Origin of the sequence: Streptococcus oralis, assembly GCF_026782285.1 — a bacterium.
Lineage (GTDB): Bacteria > Bacillota > Bacilli > Lactobacillales > Streptococcaceae > Streptococcus > Streptococcus oralis_CG.
Genome location: NZ_JAKUWG010000007.1, coordinates 71,949 through 91,563, shown reverse-complemented (window position 1 = coordinate 91,563; position 19,615 = coordinate 71,949). Strand labels below are relative to the sequence as shown.

General features: G+C 43.7%; 17 protein-coding genes. 2 read left to right on the top strand and 15 right to left on the bottom strand.

The genetic code is table 11. The annotated features are described in order from the left end of the window. Positions 1–17: 17 nt before the first annotated feature. The 4 genes from yaaA to MK403_RS05510 all read right to left on the bottom strand — a co-directional run bounded on the left by yaaA (position 18) and on the right by MK403_RS05510 (position 5,635). Positions 18–740, bottom strand: coding sequence for a peroxide stress protein YaaA (gene yaaA, locus MK403_RS05525; RefSeq protein WP_268709209.1), 723 nt, complete (start codon positions 738–740; stop codon positions 18–20). Between the two features lie 76 nt (positions 741–816). Then, on the bottom strand, positions 817–2,412 hold the full coding sequence (locus tag MK403_RS05520; RefSeq protein WP_268709208.1) for a hypothetical protein: 1,596 nt from the start codon (positions 2,410–2,412) through the stop codon (positions 817–819). An 11-nt stretch (positions 2,413–2,423) separates the two neighbouring features. Then, positions 2,424–2,834, bottom strand: a complete 411-nt coding sequence (locus MK403_RS05515; protein WP_268709207.1) for a peptide deformylase — start codon at positions 2,832–2,834, stop codon at positions 2,424–2,426. A gap of 104 nt (positions 2,835–2,938) precedes the next feature. Next, complete coding sequence (locus MK403_RS05510) at positions 2,939–5,635, bottom strand: cation-translocating P-type ATPase (protein ID WP_049478497.1); 2,697 nt, start codon at positions 5,633–5,635, stop codon at positions 2,939–2,941. Positions 5,636–5,941: 306 nt separating this feature from the next. Here MK403_RS05510 and MK403_RS05505 point away from each other — a divergent pair, with 306 nt between their 5' ends. Beyond that, positions 5,942–7,126, top strand: a complete 1,185-nt coding sequence (locus MK403_RS05505; RefSeq protein WP_268709206.1) for a cation diffusion facilitator family transporter — start codon at positions 5,942–5,944, stop codon at positions 7,124–7,126. 37 nt (positions 7,127–7,163) lie between these two features. Here the strand turns inward: MK403_RS05505 and MK403_RS05500 are convergent, their stop codons facing one another. The 8 genes from MK403_RS05500 to cdaA all read right to left on the bottom strand — a co-directional run bounded on the left by MK403_RS05500 (position 7,164) and on the right by cdaA (position 15,678). After that, positions 7,164–9,035 (bottom strand): ABC-F family ATP-binding cassette domain-containing protein, encoded by a 1,872-nt coding sequence (locus MK403_RS05500; RefSeq protein WP_268709205.1) that lies wholly within the window; start codon positions 9,033–9,035, stop codon positions 7,164–7,166. Continuing rightward, positions 9,032–10,231, bottom strand: a complete 1,200-nt coding sequence (locus MK403_RS05495; protein ID WP_268709204.1) for a CCA tRNA nucleotidyltransferase — start codon at positions 10,229–10,231, stop codon at positions 9,032–9,034. The genes MK403_RS05500 and MK403_RS05495 overlap by 4 nt, the downstream gene beginning before the upstream one ends. Beyond that, the gene (gene dapB, locus MK403_RS05490) at positions 10,228–10,995 is read right to left on the bottom strand and encodes a 4-hydroxy-tetrahydrodipicolinate reductase (protein ID WP_061417144.1); all 768 of its coding nucleotides are present in this window, start codon (positions 10,993–10,995) and stop codon (positions 10,228–10,230) included. Before dapB ends, MK403_RS05495 begins: the two co-directional genes overlap by 4 nt. Positions 10,996–11,371: 376 nt before the next feature. Then, complete coding sequence (locus MK403_RS05485) at positions 11,372–12,220, bottom strand: DegV family protein (RefSeq protein WP_268709203.1); 849 nt, start codon at positions 12,218–12,220, stop codon at positions 11,372–11,374. A gap of 2 nt (positions 12,221–12,222) precedes the next feature. Beyond that, positions 12,223–12,597 carry a DUF1149 family protein gene (locus MK403_RS05480; RefSeq protein ID WP_061417146.1) on the bottom strand — a complete coding sequence of 125 codons (375 nt, stop codon included), beginning with the start codon at positions 12,595–12,597 and terminating at the stop codon, positions 12,223–12,225. Positions 12,598–12,670: 73 nt separating this feature from the next. Continuing rightward, positions 12,671–14,023: a phosphoglucosamine mutase gene (gene glmM, locus MK403_RS05475; RefSeq protein WP_268709547.1), complete on the bottom strand. Its 1,353-nt coding sequence runs from the start codon at positions 14,021–14,023 to the stop codon at positions 12,671–12,673. Between the two features lie 28 nt (positions 14,024–14,051). After that, positions 14,052–14,834 (bottom strand): CdaR family protein, encoded by a 783-nt coding sequence (locus MK403_RS05470; RefSeq protein WP_268709202.1) that lies wholly within the window; start codon positions 14,832–14,834, stop codon positions 14,052–14,054. Then, positions 14,821–15,678, bottom strand: coding sequence for a diadenylate cyclase CdaA (gene cdaA / locus MK403_RS05465; protein ID WP_268709201.1), 858 nt, complete (start codon positions 15,676–15,678; stop codon positions 14,821–14,823). Before cdaA ends, MK403_RS05470 begins: the two co-directional genes overlap by 14 nt. A 136-nt stretch (positions 15,679–15,814) precedes the next feature. On the opposite strand from cdaA, the gene MK403_RS05460 reads away from it, so the two are divergent. Then, complete coding sequence (locus tag MK403_RS05460; protein WP_132973841.1) at positions 15,815–16,783, top strand: NAD(P)/FAD-dependent oxidoreductase; 969 nt, start codon at positions 15,815–15,817, stop codon at positions 16,781–16,783. Positions 16,784–16,815: 32 nt separating this feature from the next. Here the strand turns inward: MK403_RS05460 and whiA are convergent, their stop codons facing one another. From whiA to rapZ, 3 genes are read right to left on the bottom strand one after another with little or no spacing between them, the layout of a single operon-like run. After that, positions 16,816–17,727: a DNA-binding protein WhiA gene (gene whiA / locus MK403_RS05455; RefSeq protein ID WP_132973839.1), complete on the bottom strand. Its 912-nt coding sequence runs from the start codon at positions 17,725–17,727 to the stop codon at positions 16,816–16,818. Further along, positions 17,724–18,701 (bottom strand): YvcK family protein, encoded by a 978-nt coding sequence (locus tag MK403_RS05450; RefSeq protein WP_268709200.1) that lies wholly within the window; start codon positions 18,699–18,701, stop codon positions 17,724–17,726. The genes whiA and MK403_RS05450 overlap by 4 nt, the downstream gene beginning before the upstream one ends. After that, entirely contained in the window at positions 18,698–19,588 is an 891-nt protein-coding gene (gene rapZ, locus MK403_RS05445) for an RNase adapter RapZ (protein ID WP_268709199.1), read from the bottom strand. The genes MK403_RS05450 and rapZ overlap by 4 nt, the downstream gene beginning before the upstream one ends. Between the last annotated feature and the right edge of the window lie 27 nt (positions 19,589–19,615).

Genomic DNA, 19,615 nt, shown 5'->3' with positions numbered 1-19,615 from the left:
ATGAGCTGGTTTTATGCTTATTTCACAAAGACGAGTTCTAATTCACTTGATAAATCAGGTCGGTAGTCAAAGCCGGCAAAGCGGAGCTTGCGAGCTTGTTCGACTGTTTGGACTTGCTCTTCTATCAAGGCGCTCAAAAAGGCGCCACGGGCTTTTTTTGAAATGGTTGAGTGGATTTTCAACTGACCTGCCTTATCCTCCATAAATTTGAAGGTCACCATCTTTTCTCTGATTTCCTTCGAAAATACAGTTTCAAACTCTGATGATAGGAGTGAGAATATCAAGTTCTCATCCTGTAGGGCCTCATCATAGGCTGACTTCCAATGACTCTTTAAAGTCTTACCAGCAACTTTTAACTTCATCAAAAAGTCCAAACGATGAGGAGCCATGGGCGACAAGGCAGGGACAACACCGTATAAAGCCGAGGTAATCAGGACATGATTTTCAAGATAGGTTTGTTCAGCCTCGGTTAACCCATCTCGTTTGATGTGGCGATACATGAGACCATCGAAGAGTTTCAAAGTTGGATAATGTTTAGCCCTGTGATCTTTTAAAGCTTGAATATGCCCGTACTCTTCTTCTGCTTTCTCGGCAGATACCTTATAAAAAGTCTCTAATTCACTAGCTGAGTAATGCGCCAATAAGACAAGGACTGCCTGACTTTCTTCCCTCAAGGGAAGCGCTTCGATACAAGGAAGGTTTGTGTTCATTTCTTTGGCTGTTGGGATTAAAATTTTCATATTGTTAGTGTAGCATATTTTTCAATCACGACCAAGAATTTCATCTTAAAAACCTCGGTTCATACCGAAGTTTCTTTTACTTGACTTTAAAGGTCTTGAGATAGTTATCTTTTCCAACTAGACCTTCAAAGGATTGGCCATTTTCGAGGTAAGGAAGGTCGTCTGACACTGAAGCCTTGACCTTATAAATCTTGCCATCAACTTTAAAGAAGTAGACGGTATCCCCCTTGATGACAGCTGATTTAAGGTCTGAAATCACTCCCTTGAAGTTTTCTACCGTTTCGTTATCCAGATCGAGGTCGTTTTTATTGGCATATTTGCTGAGGAGTTCATCTACCGTAGTTGCTACGATGACGTTTTGGTACTCCACGGCATCGACCAATGCGTACTCCTTGACCAAGCCTGCATTGTCCTTCAAGCCCATGATATAGAGAGGCTTGTCATTGAGATTGACAAGGATAGGAAAGGTAGCCTTGTAGGCCTTCTCCTGAACGGCTCCTTCTGCGGAAGCACGGGCTGATTCTTCGGTTGCTGAAGCTAGATTGTACTTGGTGATTTCACCAGTTCGCATATTTTCAAGGATAAACCCTAGATTACTTTCATCAGCGTTTGCAGAAGTCACCCCTGTATAGAGATAAATGTCATTTCCGATAGAAAGATAGTTATATCCCTCTGTCGTTTGGGTAACGTTTTTCTTAGAGATCAAGGCATTCCAGAAGCCGTCTTTATACTTGCCGTTGTAGTTGATTTGCTCGATGGTTTCTTCGGCCGGATAGACACGGTCCACCCATTCTGGCACCTCATCCAAGCTGTATTCCTTGGTTTCTCCATTGGTGGCGTCTAAGATAATAACAGATGAAGGGCGAGGAACTCCTAGACCAAACTGCTTTTGATAAACGGTTGCTACATAGAAAGGATTGCCTTCATCATCCACCTCAAAGGATGGCGTTTTAAAAATCTTGGTTGGATACTTGATCCGAAGATGGCGTTTGACATCACGATTAAAATACTCGGAGTCTGAATACTTCATCGGCGTTTTTAAATCCACCAATTCTGCATTTCCTGTCACCATATCAACCTTGATATACTCGCCAATTCCCTTGGACTGATTATTAAACCATTTGATTGGGTCGGCATACTCCAAAGGTGTCACCCGATAGGGTTTGCCATCAACCGTCAGCTGGGTGTAAGTATCTGCTGCCACGTACTGGGAGACCTTATCCGTCAGAGAGCCTAGATAACGGTCTCCAATCTTTTCTGCAGTGCTCCGATCTAGGATTGGAACCTTACTGGTATCACTCTTAGGAAAATCTTTAAAATCTTTTTCTGTGATAGACACCACATTAGCATAATTTTTTGCTTGGAAAAAGCTAGAGGTCACTAGGCTTACCAAACCAGCAAGGGCAAAGATAAGGGCCGCAACCAGCAACAATCCTCCACCTAATTTATTAAAATGAAGCCCTTCTAGATTGAGTTCGTTGGCAACCTTTCCATGACGTACGTGAACTGTCTTGAGAAGATTAGTATCCCTTCGAAAACTAAACAAAATCCCCATCACCACCAAATGTCCACATAGGAAAAAGATAAATTCCCAGCTAGTAAGATTAAGTGGCGGTAAAAAGATATACCAAGTCGTTGCGATAAAAACAAGTTCAAAGAGTATACGTTTCATCTGAGTTCCTCCTAAATAATCCGTCCTTCCAAATGATCCAGTTCATGTTGGCAGATCTGAGCTGGAAAACCTGTTAACGTAATGGTCTGCTCCTGCCACTTACTATCACGATAGGAAACCGTAATCGTTTCATAACGAGTCGTCGGTCGCACCCCAGTCAAAGACAAACAACCTTCCTCTGTCTCGTAAGGTCCTTTATAGGAAAGAAGAATGGGGTTAAACATGACCATGGGAACCAAGCCAAGATTAAAGATAATCACACGCTTCTGCACCCCAATCATATTGGCCGCCAGACCGACACAGGTCTCGCGATTGGCCAGCAGGGTATCCTGTAAATCTCTAGCTAGATAAAGGTCTTCCTGACTTGCAGGTTTTGAGACCTGCGACAAAAATAAGGCATCTAGGACAATTTTCTTTTCCATTCTCTTTCACTCCTTGCTACTTTACTTTATTATAGCACAAAAGGGAGCGACTTCTAGTCCTTTCCCTCAAATGCAAAAAAAGCCATCCGAAGATGACTTTCTTTTTAAATCGCATTCTTATCAAGACCAAGTTTACGTTGAACAAACTTGACGATTTCGACGATAAGTATCATTGAGAAGCTTCCAGCTAGAACAATACCCCATTGCGATAAGTCTAGTTTGGTTACGTGGAAGATACCTTCAAGCGGTTCTACAACGATGGTCGCCATCAGAAGGATGAAGGATACCAAGATGGACCAGTTAAAGGTCTTAGACTTGAATGGGCCAACTGTCAAGATGGATTGGTAAACAGACTTGACATTGTAGGCATGGAATAGTTGAATCAAACCAAGGGTTGCAAAGGCCATAGTAAGGGCATCCGCATGAATGGCATGATTGTCACCCACATGAACTGGGTAAGCAATTGCAAGTCCATAAACACTCATAACAATAGCTGCTTGGAGTACACCTTGATAGATGATAGAACTCAAAACACCACCTGAGAAGAAGCTTGACTTACGTCCACGAGGTTTGTGGGTCATAACACCTGGCTCAGCAGGTTCAACACCAAGAGCGATAGCTGGGAAGGTATCGGTTACCAAGTTGATCCACAAAAGATGAACTGGCTGCAAGACGTCCCAACCAAACAAGGTTGATAAGAAGATAGTTAATACTTCAGCAGTATTGGCAGAAAGTAAGTACTGAATAGTCTTTTGAATGTTTGAGAAGACCTTGCGTCCTTCTTCAACTGCGACGATAATGGTCGCAAAGTTATCATCTGCAAGAATCATGTCAGAAGCCCCCTTAGAAACCTCTGTACCAGTGATTCCCATACCGATACCGATATCGGCTGTTTTCAGAGCTGGCGCATCATTAACACCGTCACCTGTCATAGCAACAACCTTACCTTGTTTTTGCCAAGCCTTGACGATACGAACCTTGTGTTCTGGAGATACACGCGCGTAGACAGAGTATTGACCAACGACTTTTTCAAATTCTTCATCTGAAAGTTCGTTGAGTTCAGCACCAGTCAAGACATGGTCTTCCGAGTCATTTTCATCGATGATTCCCAAACGTTTGGCAATGGCTTCCGCTGTATCTTGGTGGTCACCAGTGATCATGATTGGACGGATTCCCGCTTCCTTAGCGACACGAACAGCTTCTGCTGCTTCGGCACGTTCAGGGTCAATCATTCCAATCAATCCAGTAAAGATCAAGTTGTTTTCAAGCTCTTCAGAAGTCAGGTTTTCTGGAATGCTGTCTACAATCTTATAAGCACCCGCAAGAACACGCAAGGCTTGGTGAGCCATTTCAGAGTTGTTTGTGTGAATTAAGTCATTAACTTTCTCATCAATCGGAGCAACATCTCCAGCCTTATCACGAGCAACACAACGTTTCAAAAGTTGATCTGGAGCCCCCTTGACTGCTACGAGGAATTTACCATCTGGTAATGGATGAACCGTTGACATGAGTTTACGATCTGAGTCAAATGGTAACTCAGCTACACGAGGATATTGCTCTAAAAATCCTTTAACATCGTAACCCTTGTCCAAGGCATACTGGATGAAGGCTGTTTCCGTTGGATCCCCGATCAGGTTTCCTTCAGCATCAATCTTGGTATCGTTGGCCAAGACAACTGAACGAAGTAGTGGCATGTCCAAGCCAAGTTCAATGTCATCAGCTGAGTCATGTAGGACTGCGTCATAGAAGACTTTCTCGACTGTCATCTTGTTCATGGTAAGCGTACCAGTCTTATCAGAAGCGATGATTTCAGTCGAACCAAGCGTTTCAACTGCTGGTAACTTACGAACGATAGAGTTTCGTTTGGCCAAAACTTGAGTACCAAGGGCAAGAACGATGGTTACGATAGCTGGGAGTCCTTCTGGAATGGCTGCAACAGCAAGCGCAACAGAGGTCATCAACTCACCAAGTGGATTTTTTCCTTGAATGAAGACACCAACAACAAAAGTAACAAGGGCAATGACCAAGATAGCGTACGTCAAGACCTTAGAAAGGTTGTTCAAGTTTTGTTTGAGAGGTGTATCCGTCTCATCCGCATCTTGGAGCATGCCAGCGATATGACCCACTTCAGTGTACATACCTGTATTGACAACAACACCAAGACCACGACCATAAGTCACATTTGAGTTTTGAAAGGCCATATTGACACGGTCACCAATACCAGCATCTGCAGCGAGCTCGACTGTCAAGTCTTTTTCAACTGGAACAGACTCGCCTGTTAAAGCTGCTTCTTCGATTTTAAGAGAATTAGCTTCTAGCAAACGTAGGTCTGCTGGCACTACATCACCAGCTTCGAGAGCTACGATATCACCTGGCACCAATTCTTTGGAATCAATCTCAGCCATGTGCCCATCACGAATAACGCGAGCAGCTGGACTAGACATAGACTTGAGGGCTTCGATGGCTTCTTCTGCTTTTCCTTCTTGGTAAACACCAAAGGCAGCGTTGATGATAACCACGGCAAGGATAATGATGGCATCTGCGATATCTTCCCCACCAGAAGTTATGACGGACAAGATAGCCGCAGCAATTAGGATGATAATCATCAAATCCTTAAATTGCTCAATAAACTTGACTAGGAGAGATTTTTTCTCACCCTCTTCCAGTTCATTGCGTCCATATTCAGCTAGGCGTTTCTGCGCTTCGCTAGACGAGAGACCTTGTTCAGTTGCTTCAACTGACTTCAAGACCTCTTCAGGACTCTGAGTGTAAAACGCTTGGCGTTTTTGTTCTTTTGACATGTGTCTCCTCCTTGACATTGTGTGCAAAACAAGTTCTCTTTTAGTTTTATGACAAACAAAAAGAGACCTGTTAATCATAACAAGTCTCGCTGTTTAAGATAGTGCCGGAAAACATACTTTTCAGTATACAATTCGGAATGACGACACTATCACAGGTTTCTGCCAGCTACTCCCTTGAGTAGTACTATTATATCAAAATTTGAACAATTTTCAAGGGTTTAAATCAGATGAAACAAGACTAAATTTGAATTTTCCCTTGAAAACCAGTATAATGGTAGAATACTATATGACTAGAAAGGAAGCCCGATGAACCAATCCATGTCAAATCTTAAGTTGGCGGAACGTGGTGCCATTATCAGCATTTCGACCTACCTCCTCTTATCAGCAGCTAAATTAGCGACTGGCCACCTCCTACATTCTTCCAGTTTGGTAGCGGATGGTTTCAACAACGTATCTGATATTATCGGAAATGTAGCCCTCTTGATCGGGATTCGGATGGCTCGCCAACCTGCAGACCGTGACCATCGCTTTGGTCACTGGAAGATTGAAGATTTGGCTAGTTTGATTACTTCCATCATCATGTTCTATGTTGGTTTTGATGTGCTTCGGGACACCATTCAAAAAATTCTCAGTCGGGAACAAACACCCATTGACCCTCTGGGCGCAAGTCTAGGAGTCTTATCTGCGGCAGTCATGTTCGCAGTTTATCTCTATAATACTCGTCTCAGTAAGAAATCCAAATCAAAGGCTCTCAAGGCAGCTGCTAAGGACAATCTTTCCGATGCTGTCACCTCACTTGGGACTTCCATTGCTATCCTAGCCAGCAGTTTCAATTATCCTATCGTGGATAAATTGGTCGCTATTATTATCACTTTCTTTATCTTAAAGACAGCCTATGATATCTTTATAGAGTCTTCCTTTAGTCTTTCAGATGGTTTTGACGACCGTCTGCTAGAGGACTACCAAAAGGCCATCATGGAGATCCCAAAGATTAGTAAGGTCAAGTCCCAAAGAGGGCGTACCTACGGTAGCAATATCTACCTTGATATCACCTTGGAAATGAATCCTGACTTGTCAGTCTATGAAAGTCACGAAATCGCAGACCAGGTCGAGTCCATGCTGGAAGAGCGTTTTGGAGTCTTTGATACCGATGTCCATATCGAGCCAGCTCCCATACCTGAGGACGAGATTTTAGACAATGTCTATAAAAAACTGCTCATGCGTGAGCAATTGATTGACCAAGGAAATCAGCTAGAAGAACTCCTTGCTGAGGACTTTCGCTATATCCGTCAAGATGGGGAGCAGATGGATAAGGGCGCCTACAAAGCTGCAAAAGAACTACCTACTACAATCAAGGACATTCAGATTACCTCAATTAGTCAAAAAACCAAGCTCATTTGCTATGAGCTAGATGGCATAGTCCACACCAGTATCTGGCGTCGCCATGAGACTTGGCAAAATGTCTTCCACCAGGAAACAAAAAAAGAATAGAAAAATCCTGTCATTGCGACGGGATTTTTCTATTCTTCTAACTATCAAACTCACTTAGGTATTCATAGCGTTCGTATTTTTCAAGGAGTTCTTCATTTTTCTCGTCTAGCTCTTTCTGAAGCGTCGCCAGTTTGCCAAAGTCGGAGCCATTTGCCTGCATTTCTTCTTCAATGGCTGCGATACGATTTTCCAAGGCTTCAATATCCCCTTCAATGCTTGCCCACTCCTGCTTTTCTTGGTAGGTCATGCGTTTCTTGTCTTCACGGACCTTGACCACTTTTTCTTTTTCGGCCTTTTGAACTTGATTGGCCATCTCTGTTTCAAAGGCTTTTTCATCAAGGTAGTCGGTGTAATGACCAAAGAAAGGGCGGATGTTACCATTCTCAAAGGCAAGAATCTTGGTCGCTACCTTATCAAGGAAATAGCGGTCGTGGCTGACTGTCAAGACTGGGCCTGCAAAGCCTTGCAAGAAATTCTCCAAGACTGTCAAGGTTGCAATGTCCAAGTCATTTGTCGGTTCGTCCAAAAGAAGAACATTTGGTTTTTCTAGGAGTAGTTTGAGGAGATAAAGACGTTTTTTCTCTCCACCAGACAATTTCTCAATCAAGGTTCCATGCGTCGAACGTGGAAATAGGAACTGCTCTAGCAACTCAGCGATGGAAGTCGTAGAACCGCCACTGGTCTTAACCTCTTCTGCTACTTCCTGCAGGTAATTGATAACGCGCTTGCTTTCATCCAAGCCCTCAATTTGTTGAGAGAAATAGGCGATGCGAACCGTCTCACCGATGATAACTTGACCTTCAGTCGGCGCAAGACTTCCTGCGATGAGGTTGAGAAGAGTTGACTTCCCGACACCGTTGTCCCCAACGATTCCGATACGGTCTTGGGCTTGCACCAATAGATTAAAATCTTGCAAAATGGGCTTGTTCTCATAAGCAAAGGAAACATTCTGAAACTCGATGACTTTTTTCCCAATCCGACTTGTTTCAAAGTTCATGGTCAAGTCTGTTTCAGCAACGCCGCCTGAAACTTCTTTTTTCAAGTCATGAAAACGATTGATACGGGCTTGTTGCTTAGTCGCACGTGCCTGCGGTTGTCTCCGCATCCAGGCCAATTCTTGCTTATAGAGTTGTTCCTTTTTGTGGAGAAGTGCTGCGTCACGCTCATCTTGTTCTGCCTTTAGTCGAACATAGTTCTGATAATTGCCCTGATACTCGGTCAAGCCTGCTCGATCCAACTCGAAAATCCGTGTTGACAAAGCGTCTAAGAAATAGCGATCGTGGGTGATAAAAAGGACGGTTTTCTTAGAATTTTTCAAAAAGAGAGTCAGCCACTCAATGGTCGCAATGTCCAGGTGGTTGGTCGGCTCGTCCAGAAGCAAGAGGTCGTGGTTTCCTAGGAGAACTTGCGCCAACTGAACCCGTCTTCTCAGACCACCTGACAATTCACCAACTGGAGTCGACAAGTCCTGAATACCCAACTTGCTGAGAACCGTCTTGACCTGGCTTTCAATTTCCCAAGCTTGGAGAGAGTCCATTTCCGCCATGACACGTTCCAAACGAGCCTGCTTGTCCTCACTGTAGTTGAGCATGATCAACTCATACTCACGAATGAGCTGGATTTCCTTGAGGTCGCTAGAGAGAACCGTATCCAAAACTGTCTTACTATCATCAAATTCTGGATCCTGGGTCAAGTAGCCAATCTTGTAGTCATTCTTAGCCGAAAAGGGACTGACATCCCCATCAAAGCCTGAAACACCTGATAGAACATCTAAAAGGGTAGTTTTACCCGTTCCATTGACACCAATTAGACCAATTCTGTCCAAGTCATGGATGATAAAAGAAATATCCTTAAAAACGGTCTTGTCTCCAACGGATTTGCTTAGTTTTTCAACGATAAAATCACTCATCTTTTCTCCCTCAGGTAAGCATGGATAGCTTGGCGATCATTTTCCAATTCTCCATCAACAATAGCAAACTCAATCTCTGTTAAAACCTCTCCCAAGGCTGGACCTGGCTGATAACCATATTCCTTGATTAAAACACCACCGTTGATCTGGATTTCTTTCTTATCATGAATGGTTAAGCTCTGGTAAGTTTCAGTGATAGCTTGTGGGTTGACTTCTTTTCCTTGAGCCTGACGAAGACTTTCAGCTTGTAGAAGGGAATCCAAGTCAAAGCGGTAACAATCGCGCTTGCTCAGCTCTCCTTCTTCTCGCAAAGCCAAAATAGTCAGCAAATCTTGTACTTGCTTGGCAAACTGGCGTGAGGTTTTCCACGCCTTCAAAAATGGCTGCGCATCTTTAATCTCCAAAGTCCACAATAGAGCCGCCCAAGCTTGTTCGGAAGATTCAAAAGTGAAATCCGCCTCTAAATCAAACAGTCTGTTGAGCTTGTCTTGGCTTCCTGCCATATCTGGAAGATAGTCATAAGCTCGACTCTCAATCATGGAAGCCAGACCAACTCGCCAAAAAGGTGCCAGCAAGAGTTTATCAAACTCAACGAAGATACGCTCCACAGAAATCTTCTCCAAGAGCGGCGTCAAAGTCTTCATCGCTTTAAATGTTTCTGTCTCAAGTTCAAAGCCAAGACTGGCCTGAAAACGGAAACCACGCATAATCCGCAAAGCATCTTCATTGAAACGCTCACTAGCCACTCCAACTGCTCGCAAGACTTGGTTTTTCAAATCTTTGAGACCATCGAACAAATCAATGATTTCTCCCGTCTCATCCAAGGCAAAGGCGTTAACTGTGAAATCACGACGCTTGAGGTCTTCTTCTAGCGAACGCACAAAGGAAACCGCACTGGGTCTGCGATAGTCCACATAGACATCTTCAGTCCGAAAGGTGGTTACCTCATACTCCTCGTCCCCATCTAAAACTAAGACGGTTCCGTGCTCGATTCCGATATCAGCTGTTCGCGGAAAAATCTGCTTGGTCTCCTCTGGATAAGAAGAAGTCGCGATATCCACATCGTGGATGGGACGATTGAGGAGGGCATCTCGAACAGAGCCCCCAACAAAATAGGCTTCAAAGCCTGCTTCTTTAATTTTTTCCAATACTGGTAAAGCCTTCTGAAATTCAGAAGGCATTTGCGTTAATCTCATAATAAGTGTTCTAATCCATAGACAAGCTCATGACGCTTGACAACTTCTTTGATTCCCAAATTGACCCCTGTCATGAAGGAGCTGCGATCATAGGAGTCATGACGAAGGGTCAATCCTTCTCCCTGATTGCCAAAGATGACTTCCTGATGAGCTACCAAGCCTGGTAGACGAACTGAGTGGATACGCATGCCATCAAAGTCAGCACCGCGAGCACCTGCAATCAATTCTTCCTCATCAGGCGCACCTTGTTGGATAGACTCTCGCACTTCCGCCATCAACTCAGCCGTTTTAATGGCTGTTCCGCTCGGAGCATCTTTTTTCTTGTCATGATGGAGCTCGATAATCTCCACATTGGGGAAATATTTGGCAGCCTGCGCCGCAAATTGCATGAGCAAGACAGCTCCCAAGGCAAAGTTAGGAGCAATCAAGCCACCCAAATCTTGTTCACGGGAAAATGCTTTTAGCTCAGCAATTTCTTCACTAGTAAAGCCTGTTGTTCCAACTACTGGAGCAAAGCCATTTTCAAGAGCAGAGCGTGTATTTTCGTAGGCAACGGCTGGTGTGGTAAAATCTACCCAAACATCCGCTTCAAAACCAACCAAGTCAGCCTTATCATTGAAGACAGGAATTCCCTGCCATTCTGACTCAGACTCAAAAGGATCCAAAACTGCAACCAAGTCCAAGTCTGGATCAGCCAAGACCATCTGACAAGCAGCTTGGCCCATCTTTCCCTTAAAACCGGCAATAATTACTCGAATACTCATCTCTACTCCTGTCTAAGATACAAAGGACGTTAGCTGCCCATGAAAAATAGGGAATGGCACTGACTTTCCATGAAAGACAAGACAGGCATCTTTTTTCAAGAGGCAGGTAGGCCGTGTTCAATTGCTAAGATACAAAGCCTGTAAGAACACAAAGTGAAAATAGGAGTTCTGATCAAGGAGTGCCTACTCCTTGGAAGAACTATCTTTTTCACATAGGGTTCCAGGCGTGTTCAATTATCAAGATACAAAGGACGTTAGCTGCCCATGAAAAATAGGGAATGGCGCTGACTTTCTACGAAAGGAAAGACAGGCATCTTTTTTCAAGAGGCAGGTAGGCCGTGTTCAATTTCTAAGATATAAAGCTTTTAAGAACAATCTAGACGATTGGTGTATAGCTCAAGGCAATACTGCCTTCTCCAAGGTGGGTTCCAATGACACTACCAAAGCTAACAATTGGAATCTCAGAAGTCACACCACTCTCCTTCAAAAGCTGACGTAAATCTGCCGCCTTTTGAGGAGCGTTCCCATGAATGACTGTTATACGGTAGTCCCCATCTTTTGTCAACTCCTTGATGATTTCCACCAAACGTTTGATTGCTTTCTTTTCTGTACGAACTTTTTCGTAAACTTCAATCACTCCTTGGTCGTTAAAGTAGAGGATAGGCTTGATACTGAGGAGATTTCCTAAGATGGCAGCCCCATTTGACAAACGTCCTCCCTTAACCAAGTGGTCGAGGTCATCTACTATGATAAAAGCTGAATTATCAGCAATTTGGATAGCCAACTTCTCCTGAATCTGAGCAAAATCATCGCCTTGTTCTGCCCATTCAAAGACACTCTCTACCATAAATCCTAGAGGGGAGCTTGTGATATGGGTATCCGGAAAGGCGATGGTCAAGCCATCATACTCGTCCAACATGTATTGGATATTCTGATAAAAACCTGAGATTCCTGACGAAAGAAAGAGTCCCAGGACATGGGTATAGCCCTCATCTTTCAAGGAACTTAGAATCTCATCCAATTTGGCAATACTTGGTTGACTAGTTTTAGGCAATTCTGCAGACTGAGCCATTTTTTGATAAAATTCCTCAGCAGTCAGATTGACACCTTCTACATACTCCTCTCCATCAATATTGACAGGAATATCCAAGATAAATAGATTCTCTCTTTGCAGCGTCTTCTCCTCTAAATAGGCTGAAGAATCTGTAATGACAGCTAATTTCATGACTAAAACTCCAAATTGATCCCTGGAAGATCCAAGGCGATTTCTGTTACTTCATACGTCAAACGATTGAGCATGTTCAAACATGGACGTGCCAAGGTTTCGACTTCTTCTTGGTTAAATTCGCTTGGTTCGTTGACAATTCGACCTTCCACATGGTTAACTTGAGAAATTGTTCCGCTGATGACAAATTTGTCAAAGACAATCATGAAACTCAAGATAACGACTAAAGAAGTCACTTGATTTTCTTGGTCATGTTGGAGTAACTGAAAGTTCACGTCTACCTTGGTTTCAGGAGCTCCATTTTCATTTTCCCATTCAAAGTTACGAGCATCAAAGTGATACTGGCTAACAAATTCTTGTTCTCGTTTAAGATCCATTTTTCTCTCCCATTGCTACAATTTACTATGCAATTGTACCACATTTTTATCATTTCATCTAGTTTTCTAGGCTTTAGTCAATTCCGATTTCATCTTTAACAACAGCAGCAATCGTATCTACGTAGTAGTTAACTTCTTCTGTCGTAGGAGCTTCTGCCATGACGCGCAAGAGGGGTTCTGTTCCACTTGGGCGGACAAGGATACGACCGTTCCCTGCCATTTCTTCTTCCATCTTTTCGATGATAGTTTTAATGGCTGGTACTTCCATAGCCTTTTCTTTCATAGCATTTTCCACTCGAATATTAACCAGTTTTTGTGGGTAAATCGCCACTTCTGATGCTAGTTGAGACAAGCTCTTGCCTGTTTCTTTCATGATTTTTGTCAATTGGACAGCTGATAATTGACCATCACCAGTTGTATTGTAATCCATCAAGATAACGTGACCAGACTGTTCACCACCAAGGTTGTAGCCTGATTTTCTCATTTCTTCGACGACATAGCGGTCACCAACAGCAGTCACTGCCTTGTTAATACCAGCACTTTCCAAGGCCTTATGGAACCCAAGGTTAGACATAACCGTTGTCACGATGGTGTTTTGAGCCAACTGGCCTTTTTCAGAAAGGTATTTTCCGATGATGTACATGATCTTATCACCATCGACGATGTCGCCATTTTCATCAACGGCAATCAAGCGGTCACTGTCTCCGTCAAAGGCCAAACCAATAGCTGACTGACTTTCTTTGACCACTTCTTGAAGAGCTTCTGGGTGTGTAGAACCCACATTCAAGTTGATATTAAGACCATCTGGTGTCTCACCGATAACTGTCAACTGGGCACCAAGATCAGCGAAAATCTGACGGGCACTTGTAGATGCTGCACCGTTTGCTGTGTCTAAGGCCACTTTCATTCCTTCAAGAGGAGTTCCAGTTGAAACAAGGTAGCCCTCGTACTTACGCAAGCCTTCTGGATAGTCCACTAAGGTTCCTAAACCTTCTGCACTTGGACGAGGAAGAGTATCTTCAGCAGCATCTAGCAAGGCTTCGATTTCTGCTTCTTTTTCATCATCAAGTTTGAAGCCATCCCCACCAAAGAACTTAATCCCATTATCAAGGGCTGGGTTGTGGCTGGCAGAAATCATAACACCTGCACTGGCTCCCTCTGTTTTTACCAAGTAAGCTACTGCTGGTGTTGCAAGAACACCGAGTTTGTAAACATGAATCCCTACAGAGAGGAGACCTGCCACCAAGGCAGATTCTAGCATTTCTCCTGAGATACGTGTATCACGTCCTACAAAAACTTTAGGAGCTTCCGTTTCGTGTTGACTGAGAACATAACCACCAAAACGTCCCAATTTAAAGGCCAATTCTGGCGTCAGTTCTACGTTTGCTTCTCCACGGACTCCATCGGTCCCAAAATATTTACCCATTTTATTTATCATCCTTTTCTATTATTTATTATTGTTTAGACGAATCTGATTTCGTTTCTGAACTCGTTGAAGACGAACTGCCCTCTGAGGAACTTGTTGACGAGTTACTCGAACTAGACGCTGCTATTTTTGTTGTAATTTTCATAGTTGTGTCAAACGGCATAATGACACTTGGCAAGACATTGCCATTTTTATCAACTGCTTGTAGAGGAACAGAAGCCGAGTAGTTACCCGTTATCCGTTCACTCGTCGGTAAGATGGCAATGACACGATCTACTTTGGAGAGGGTCTCCTCATCACTAATAACCGTTACTTTTTCATCTGACACAGTAACCGTATCGATTTTCACGCGAGAATCAATCTGACTAGGATCAATCTCTGGCACAACGATTACATTGCCTCGTTTTGCTTTTTTACCGACCTTCACTGTTATCTTTTGCGGTGTTGCAACAGCGGTCAAACCACTTGGTAGATTTTCTATGTTTAGAGGAACTTCTATTGTTCCAACACTGGCATTGGTTAAGTCAGCTGTCACCTTGAATTTCCGAGTGCTTTCCTGCATTTCGCTCGCCAATGCAACTCTGTTTGACCCTGTCAGAAAGACGGTCACTTCAGATGTAAAGCCACTGATAAAATACTGATCGCTGTCGTACTGAATATCGATTGGGACATTAAGAACCGTATTGGTATAGGTTTCTGTCCGCACCTGTCTGGCACTATTATTATTCTGATAGTTTGTAGAAGTCGCATAGATAAAGAGGATGCAGGCGAAAAAGAAGGAAGAAATGATATAAAGACTATTTTTTCTCATGTTTCAATCCTCCTAGCAAGCGCTCTTTCAGACCATGTTTTTCCTCTGATGTTGGAAGCAGAATTCTTCTCAGTTCAGATTCAAACTCTTCCAAGGTCAAATCGTGCTTAAAGACTCCATTATAGGTGATTGAGATCCCACCCGTTTCTTCCGAAACCACAAAGGTAAGAGCATCTGACACTTCCGACAAACCAATCGCCGCCCTATGCCGTGTTCCAAACTCTTTGGAAATCTCTGTATTTTCAGTTAGTGGCAGATAGGCTGAGGTGACGGCAATCCGATCTTCTCGGATAATGACCGCTCCATCGTGCAAGGGAGTGTTAGGAATAAAAATGTTGATGAGCAATTCAGCTGAAATCTTGGCATCTAGGGGAATCCCCGTCGAGATGTATTCCTGCAAGGTTCTCACTCGCTGAACAGCTACCAGAGCACCAATTTTACGCGGGCTCATGTACTCGACTGATTTGACAAAGGCACGAAGCATCTGCTCTTCTGCACTAATCGGAGCATTGGAAAAGAAATCCGTTGCCCGACCCAACCGCTCTAGACCCGTCCGAATCTCTGGTGAAAAGATGACTACTGCTGCAATGACCCCGTAGGTGATGATCTGATTGATCAACCAGGAAATGGTCGTTAAACCAATCATATTAGAGAGAATTTGAGCTAGAATGAAGACCAAAACTCCCCGCACCAAGATCATGATTTTAGTCCCTGCAATGGCCTTTGTAAAATGATACAAAATATAAGTCACAATCAGAATATCAATCAGATTGATGACGATACTCCAAGGGCTTGAAAACAAACTCGTCCAGTATTGCAAGTTGGAAAATTGCTGAAAATTCATCCCTGGTTCCCTCCTTATCAAAACACGTTCCGTTCTATTATACCATTTTCTAACAATTTTTTCCCTATCCCACTTCATTTTAATTTGATTAAAAATATGATAAAATAAACTGATTAGAAAAAACGAAGGAGAAATCATGTCTCAACTCTATGATATTACCATTGTAGGTGGCGGTCCCGTCGGGCTCTTTGCTGCCTTTTACGCCCACCTACGCCAAGCCAAAGTCCAAATCATCGACTCTCTTCCCCAGCTCGGTGGTCAACCAGCCATCCTCTACCCTGAAAAGCAAATCCTTGATGTGCCAGGCTTCCCAAACTTAACTGGAGAAGAGCTAACCAATCGCTTGATTGAACAGCTAAACGGCTTTGAAACACCTGTTCACCTCAACGAAACCGTTCTTGAAATCGAGAAACAAGATCAAGGATTTACCATCACTACCAACAAAGGAAGCCACCTGACTAAAACAGTCATCATTGCCATGGGTGGCGGCGCCTTTAAACCACGTCCACTCGAATTAGAAGGTGTTGAGGATTATGAAAACATCCACTACCACGTTTCCAACATTCAGCAATATGCTGGCAAGAAAGTGACCATCCTTGGTGGTGGGGACTCAGCAGTGGACTGGGCTCTAGCTTTTGAAAAAAATGCGCCAACCACTCTCGTTCACCGCAGAGATAATTTCCGCGCCTTAGAACATAGTGTGCAAGCTCTGCAAGAATCATCTGTAACCATCAAGACACCTTTCGTTCCCAGCCAACTTCTTGGAGATGGAAAGACACTCGACAAACTAGAAATCACCAAAGTCAAATCAGATGAAACTGAAACTATTGAGGTAGACCACCTCTTTGTCAACTATGGTTTCAAATCATCTGTCGGCAATCTTAAAAATTGGGGTCTGGACCTCAACCGCCACAAGATTATTGTCAACAGCAAGCAAGAATCCAGCCAAGCAGGTATCTATGCTATCGGCGACTGTTGCTACTATGAAGGTAAGATTGATTTGATCGCTACAGGACTGGGTGAAGCTCCAACAGCTGTTAACAATGCCATTAACTACATCGACCCTGAGCAAAAAGTGCAACCAAAACACTCAACAAGCTTATAAGAAAAAAACCACGGATCAACTGATTCGTGGTTTTATAGTTCATCTGCAATCTTGTTTATTTTTCTGAGTCTGTGGTTGACACCACTTTTGGTCAGGGGATTGCTCAAGCTATCTGCTAACTGCTGGATAGAGTAGTCCGGGTGCTGGATTCGCAACTGAGCTACCTCCTGCAAATCCACTGGTAAATTTTCCAAACCCATTCTATCTTTGATTTTACTGATATTATTAATGGTCTTCATACTGGCAGAAACCGTCCGAGCGATATTGGCTGTTTCAGCGTTATTGGCTCGATTGAGATCATTACGGGTTTCACGCAAAATCTTGACGCGCTCAAAATTATCACGCGCCTGCATGGCCCCAATCACGATCAAGAAATCCATGATGTCTTCTGCCCGCTGGAGATAGGTAACTGCACCTTTCTTGCGCTCAATGATCTTGGCGTCCAGCAAAAACTGCTGAAGGAGAGAGGCCAGCCCTTGGGCATGGTCCAGATAAACGGAACTGATCTCCAACTGGTACTTGCCAGACTCAGGATCTCGGATGCTACCATTTGCCAGAAAGGCCCCACATAAGTAAGCACGACCAGCTTCTTCGTCTGCTAAAATATCAGGATTGATACCTGTCTCCAAACCAAAGAAGGAATCCGCAAGCCGCAAATCAGCTAAAAGCTCCTGCACCCTCTCATCGGTATAGACCGTGTAGACACGATTCTTACGAAGATTGCTTCTCTGATAGTGTCGAATCTCTGACTTGATATCATAAAGATGAAGAAAGGACTCATAGAGGTGACGAGCTAACTTGGCATTTTCAGTCACGACGGACAAGGTCAGGCCTGAAGTCGAGAGACCGATACTGCCAGACATCTTGATGATGGCAGACAATTCATGACGACTGAGATGGTGTTGACCAAGAATTTCCTCTTTTACTGCAACTGTGAAACTCATTTTCTCACCTGTATAATGCGCATCAATTCATCCACAATTAAATCTCCATCATGGAAGGCTCCTCCATTTTCCAAACGAAGGAAGTTGGATGAAATCACACGAGGGACCTGCTTGCAAAGACTAGCAAAGTCATGCTCTACCTGAACCAAATATTCATCAAAACGGTTGGTATTCATGTATTCTCTAGGAACCTTTTCGATATTGACCAAGACCGTATCAATAAAAGGCCGACCTAGATGTCTATGGAGGACTTCCACGTGGTCACTGTCTGAAAAGTGCTCTGTTTCCCCACGCTGGGTCATGATATTGCAGACATAGGCTATCTCTGCCTTAGTCTCCAAGAGTGCTTGCCCAATCTCCTCGATGACAATATTGGGCAAAATCGATGTAAAGAGGGAACCAGGCCCCAAGACGATCATGTCACTCTCGAGAATGGTAGTAACCACTCGGCGACTTGCCTTTGGCTTTTCGTCATCCAAGGTATTGGTCACATATACATGGTCAATCATGCCAGGATGATCCGCAATATGGCTCTCACCCGCCACCTCTGAACCGTCTTTAAAGACTGCATGCAAGGTCAGAGGCTGATCGCTTGATGGGTAAATCTTTCCTGTTGTATGAAAAAACTTACTGAGTAATTGCATAGCATTATAGGTAGAACCTTGCATTTCAGAGAGTCCTGCTATAATGATATTCCCTAGGGGATGACCCGCAAAAGCTCCAGCCTCTTCTGAGAAACGGTACTGAAAAACCTTCTCATAAAACTTAGGCATATCTGACATGGCCACCAAAACATTACGAAGATCTCCAGGCGGTGTCAGCTGTTGGATATTCTTTCTTAGCTCACCAGAAGATCCGCCATCATCGGCTACCGTTACGATGGCTGCGATGTCAACATCCTTTTCCCGTAAGCTTTTCAAAATGACGGGGATACCGGTTCCTCCACCAATCACCGTTATTTTTGGTTTTCTCATGAACGGTTTACCGTTTCCTTTCTTCTGTCTTTGTCACGATGGCTTTCATTGACAGGCCAGTTTTTAGCAAGATCCTCAGCGATTCGCTTGGCAAAGGCAACACTACGATGCTGTCCACCTGTACATCCCACTGCAATGGTTAAGACGGACTTGCCTTCTTTTTTGTAACTTGGCAAGATCGGCTCAATCAAGGCTAGCAAGTGCTGATAGAAACTTTCAGACTCTTCATGATTCATCACATAGTTGTAGACAGGCTCATCCAGCCCCGTTTGATTACGCAGCTCTGGTAGGTAATAGGGATTTGGCAAGAAACGGACATCAAAGACCAAGTCTGCATCAATAGGGATACCATACTTAAATCCAAAAGACATGACCTCGATACGGAAAGACTGGGCCTGTTCTTGGTCTGAAAATTGCTCAGCAATGGTTTTACGAAGTTCACGCGGAGTGAGTTCTGTCGTATCCACCACGTTTTGACTCATGTTTTTCAAAGGTGCCAAGAGTTCACGTTCTAGCTTGATGCCATCTAAAATCCGACCATCCGCTGCTAGAGGGTGACTCCGTCTGGTTTCCTTGTAACGAGAGACCAATTCCTTATCTTTTGCATCCAAAAAGAGAATTTTGAAATCCAATTCATCCTGGTTTTCCAATTCATCCAAAACAGCCTGAATCTCCGAGAAGAAGGAACGACTACGCATATCCACTACCAAAGCCAGTTTGTGATCATCATCCTTGGTCTCAACCAACTGTAAAAACTTTGGCAAGAGGGCTGGTGGCATATTGTCAATGGTGAAATATCCCAAATCCTCGAAAGACTGAATGGCTACCGTTTTCCCTGCACCACTCATCCCTGTTACAATCACAAGGTGAAGTTGTTTTTTTGTCATCTATCTCTCCTTATATCAAAAAAAGTT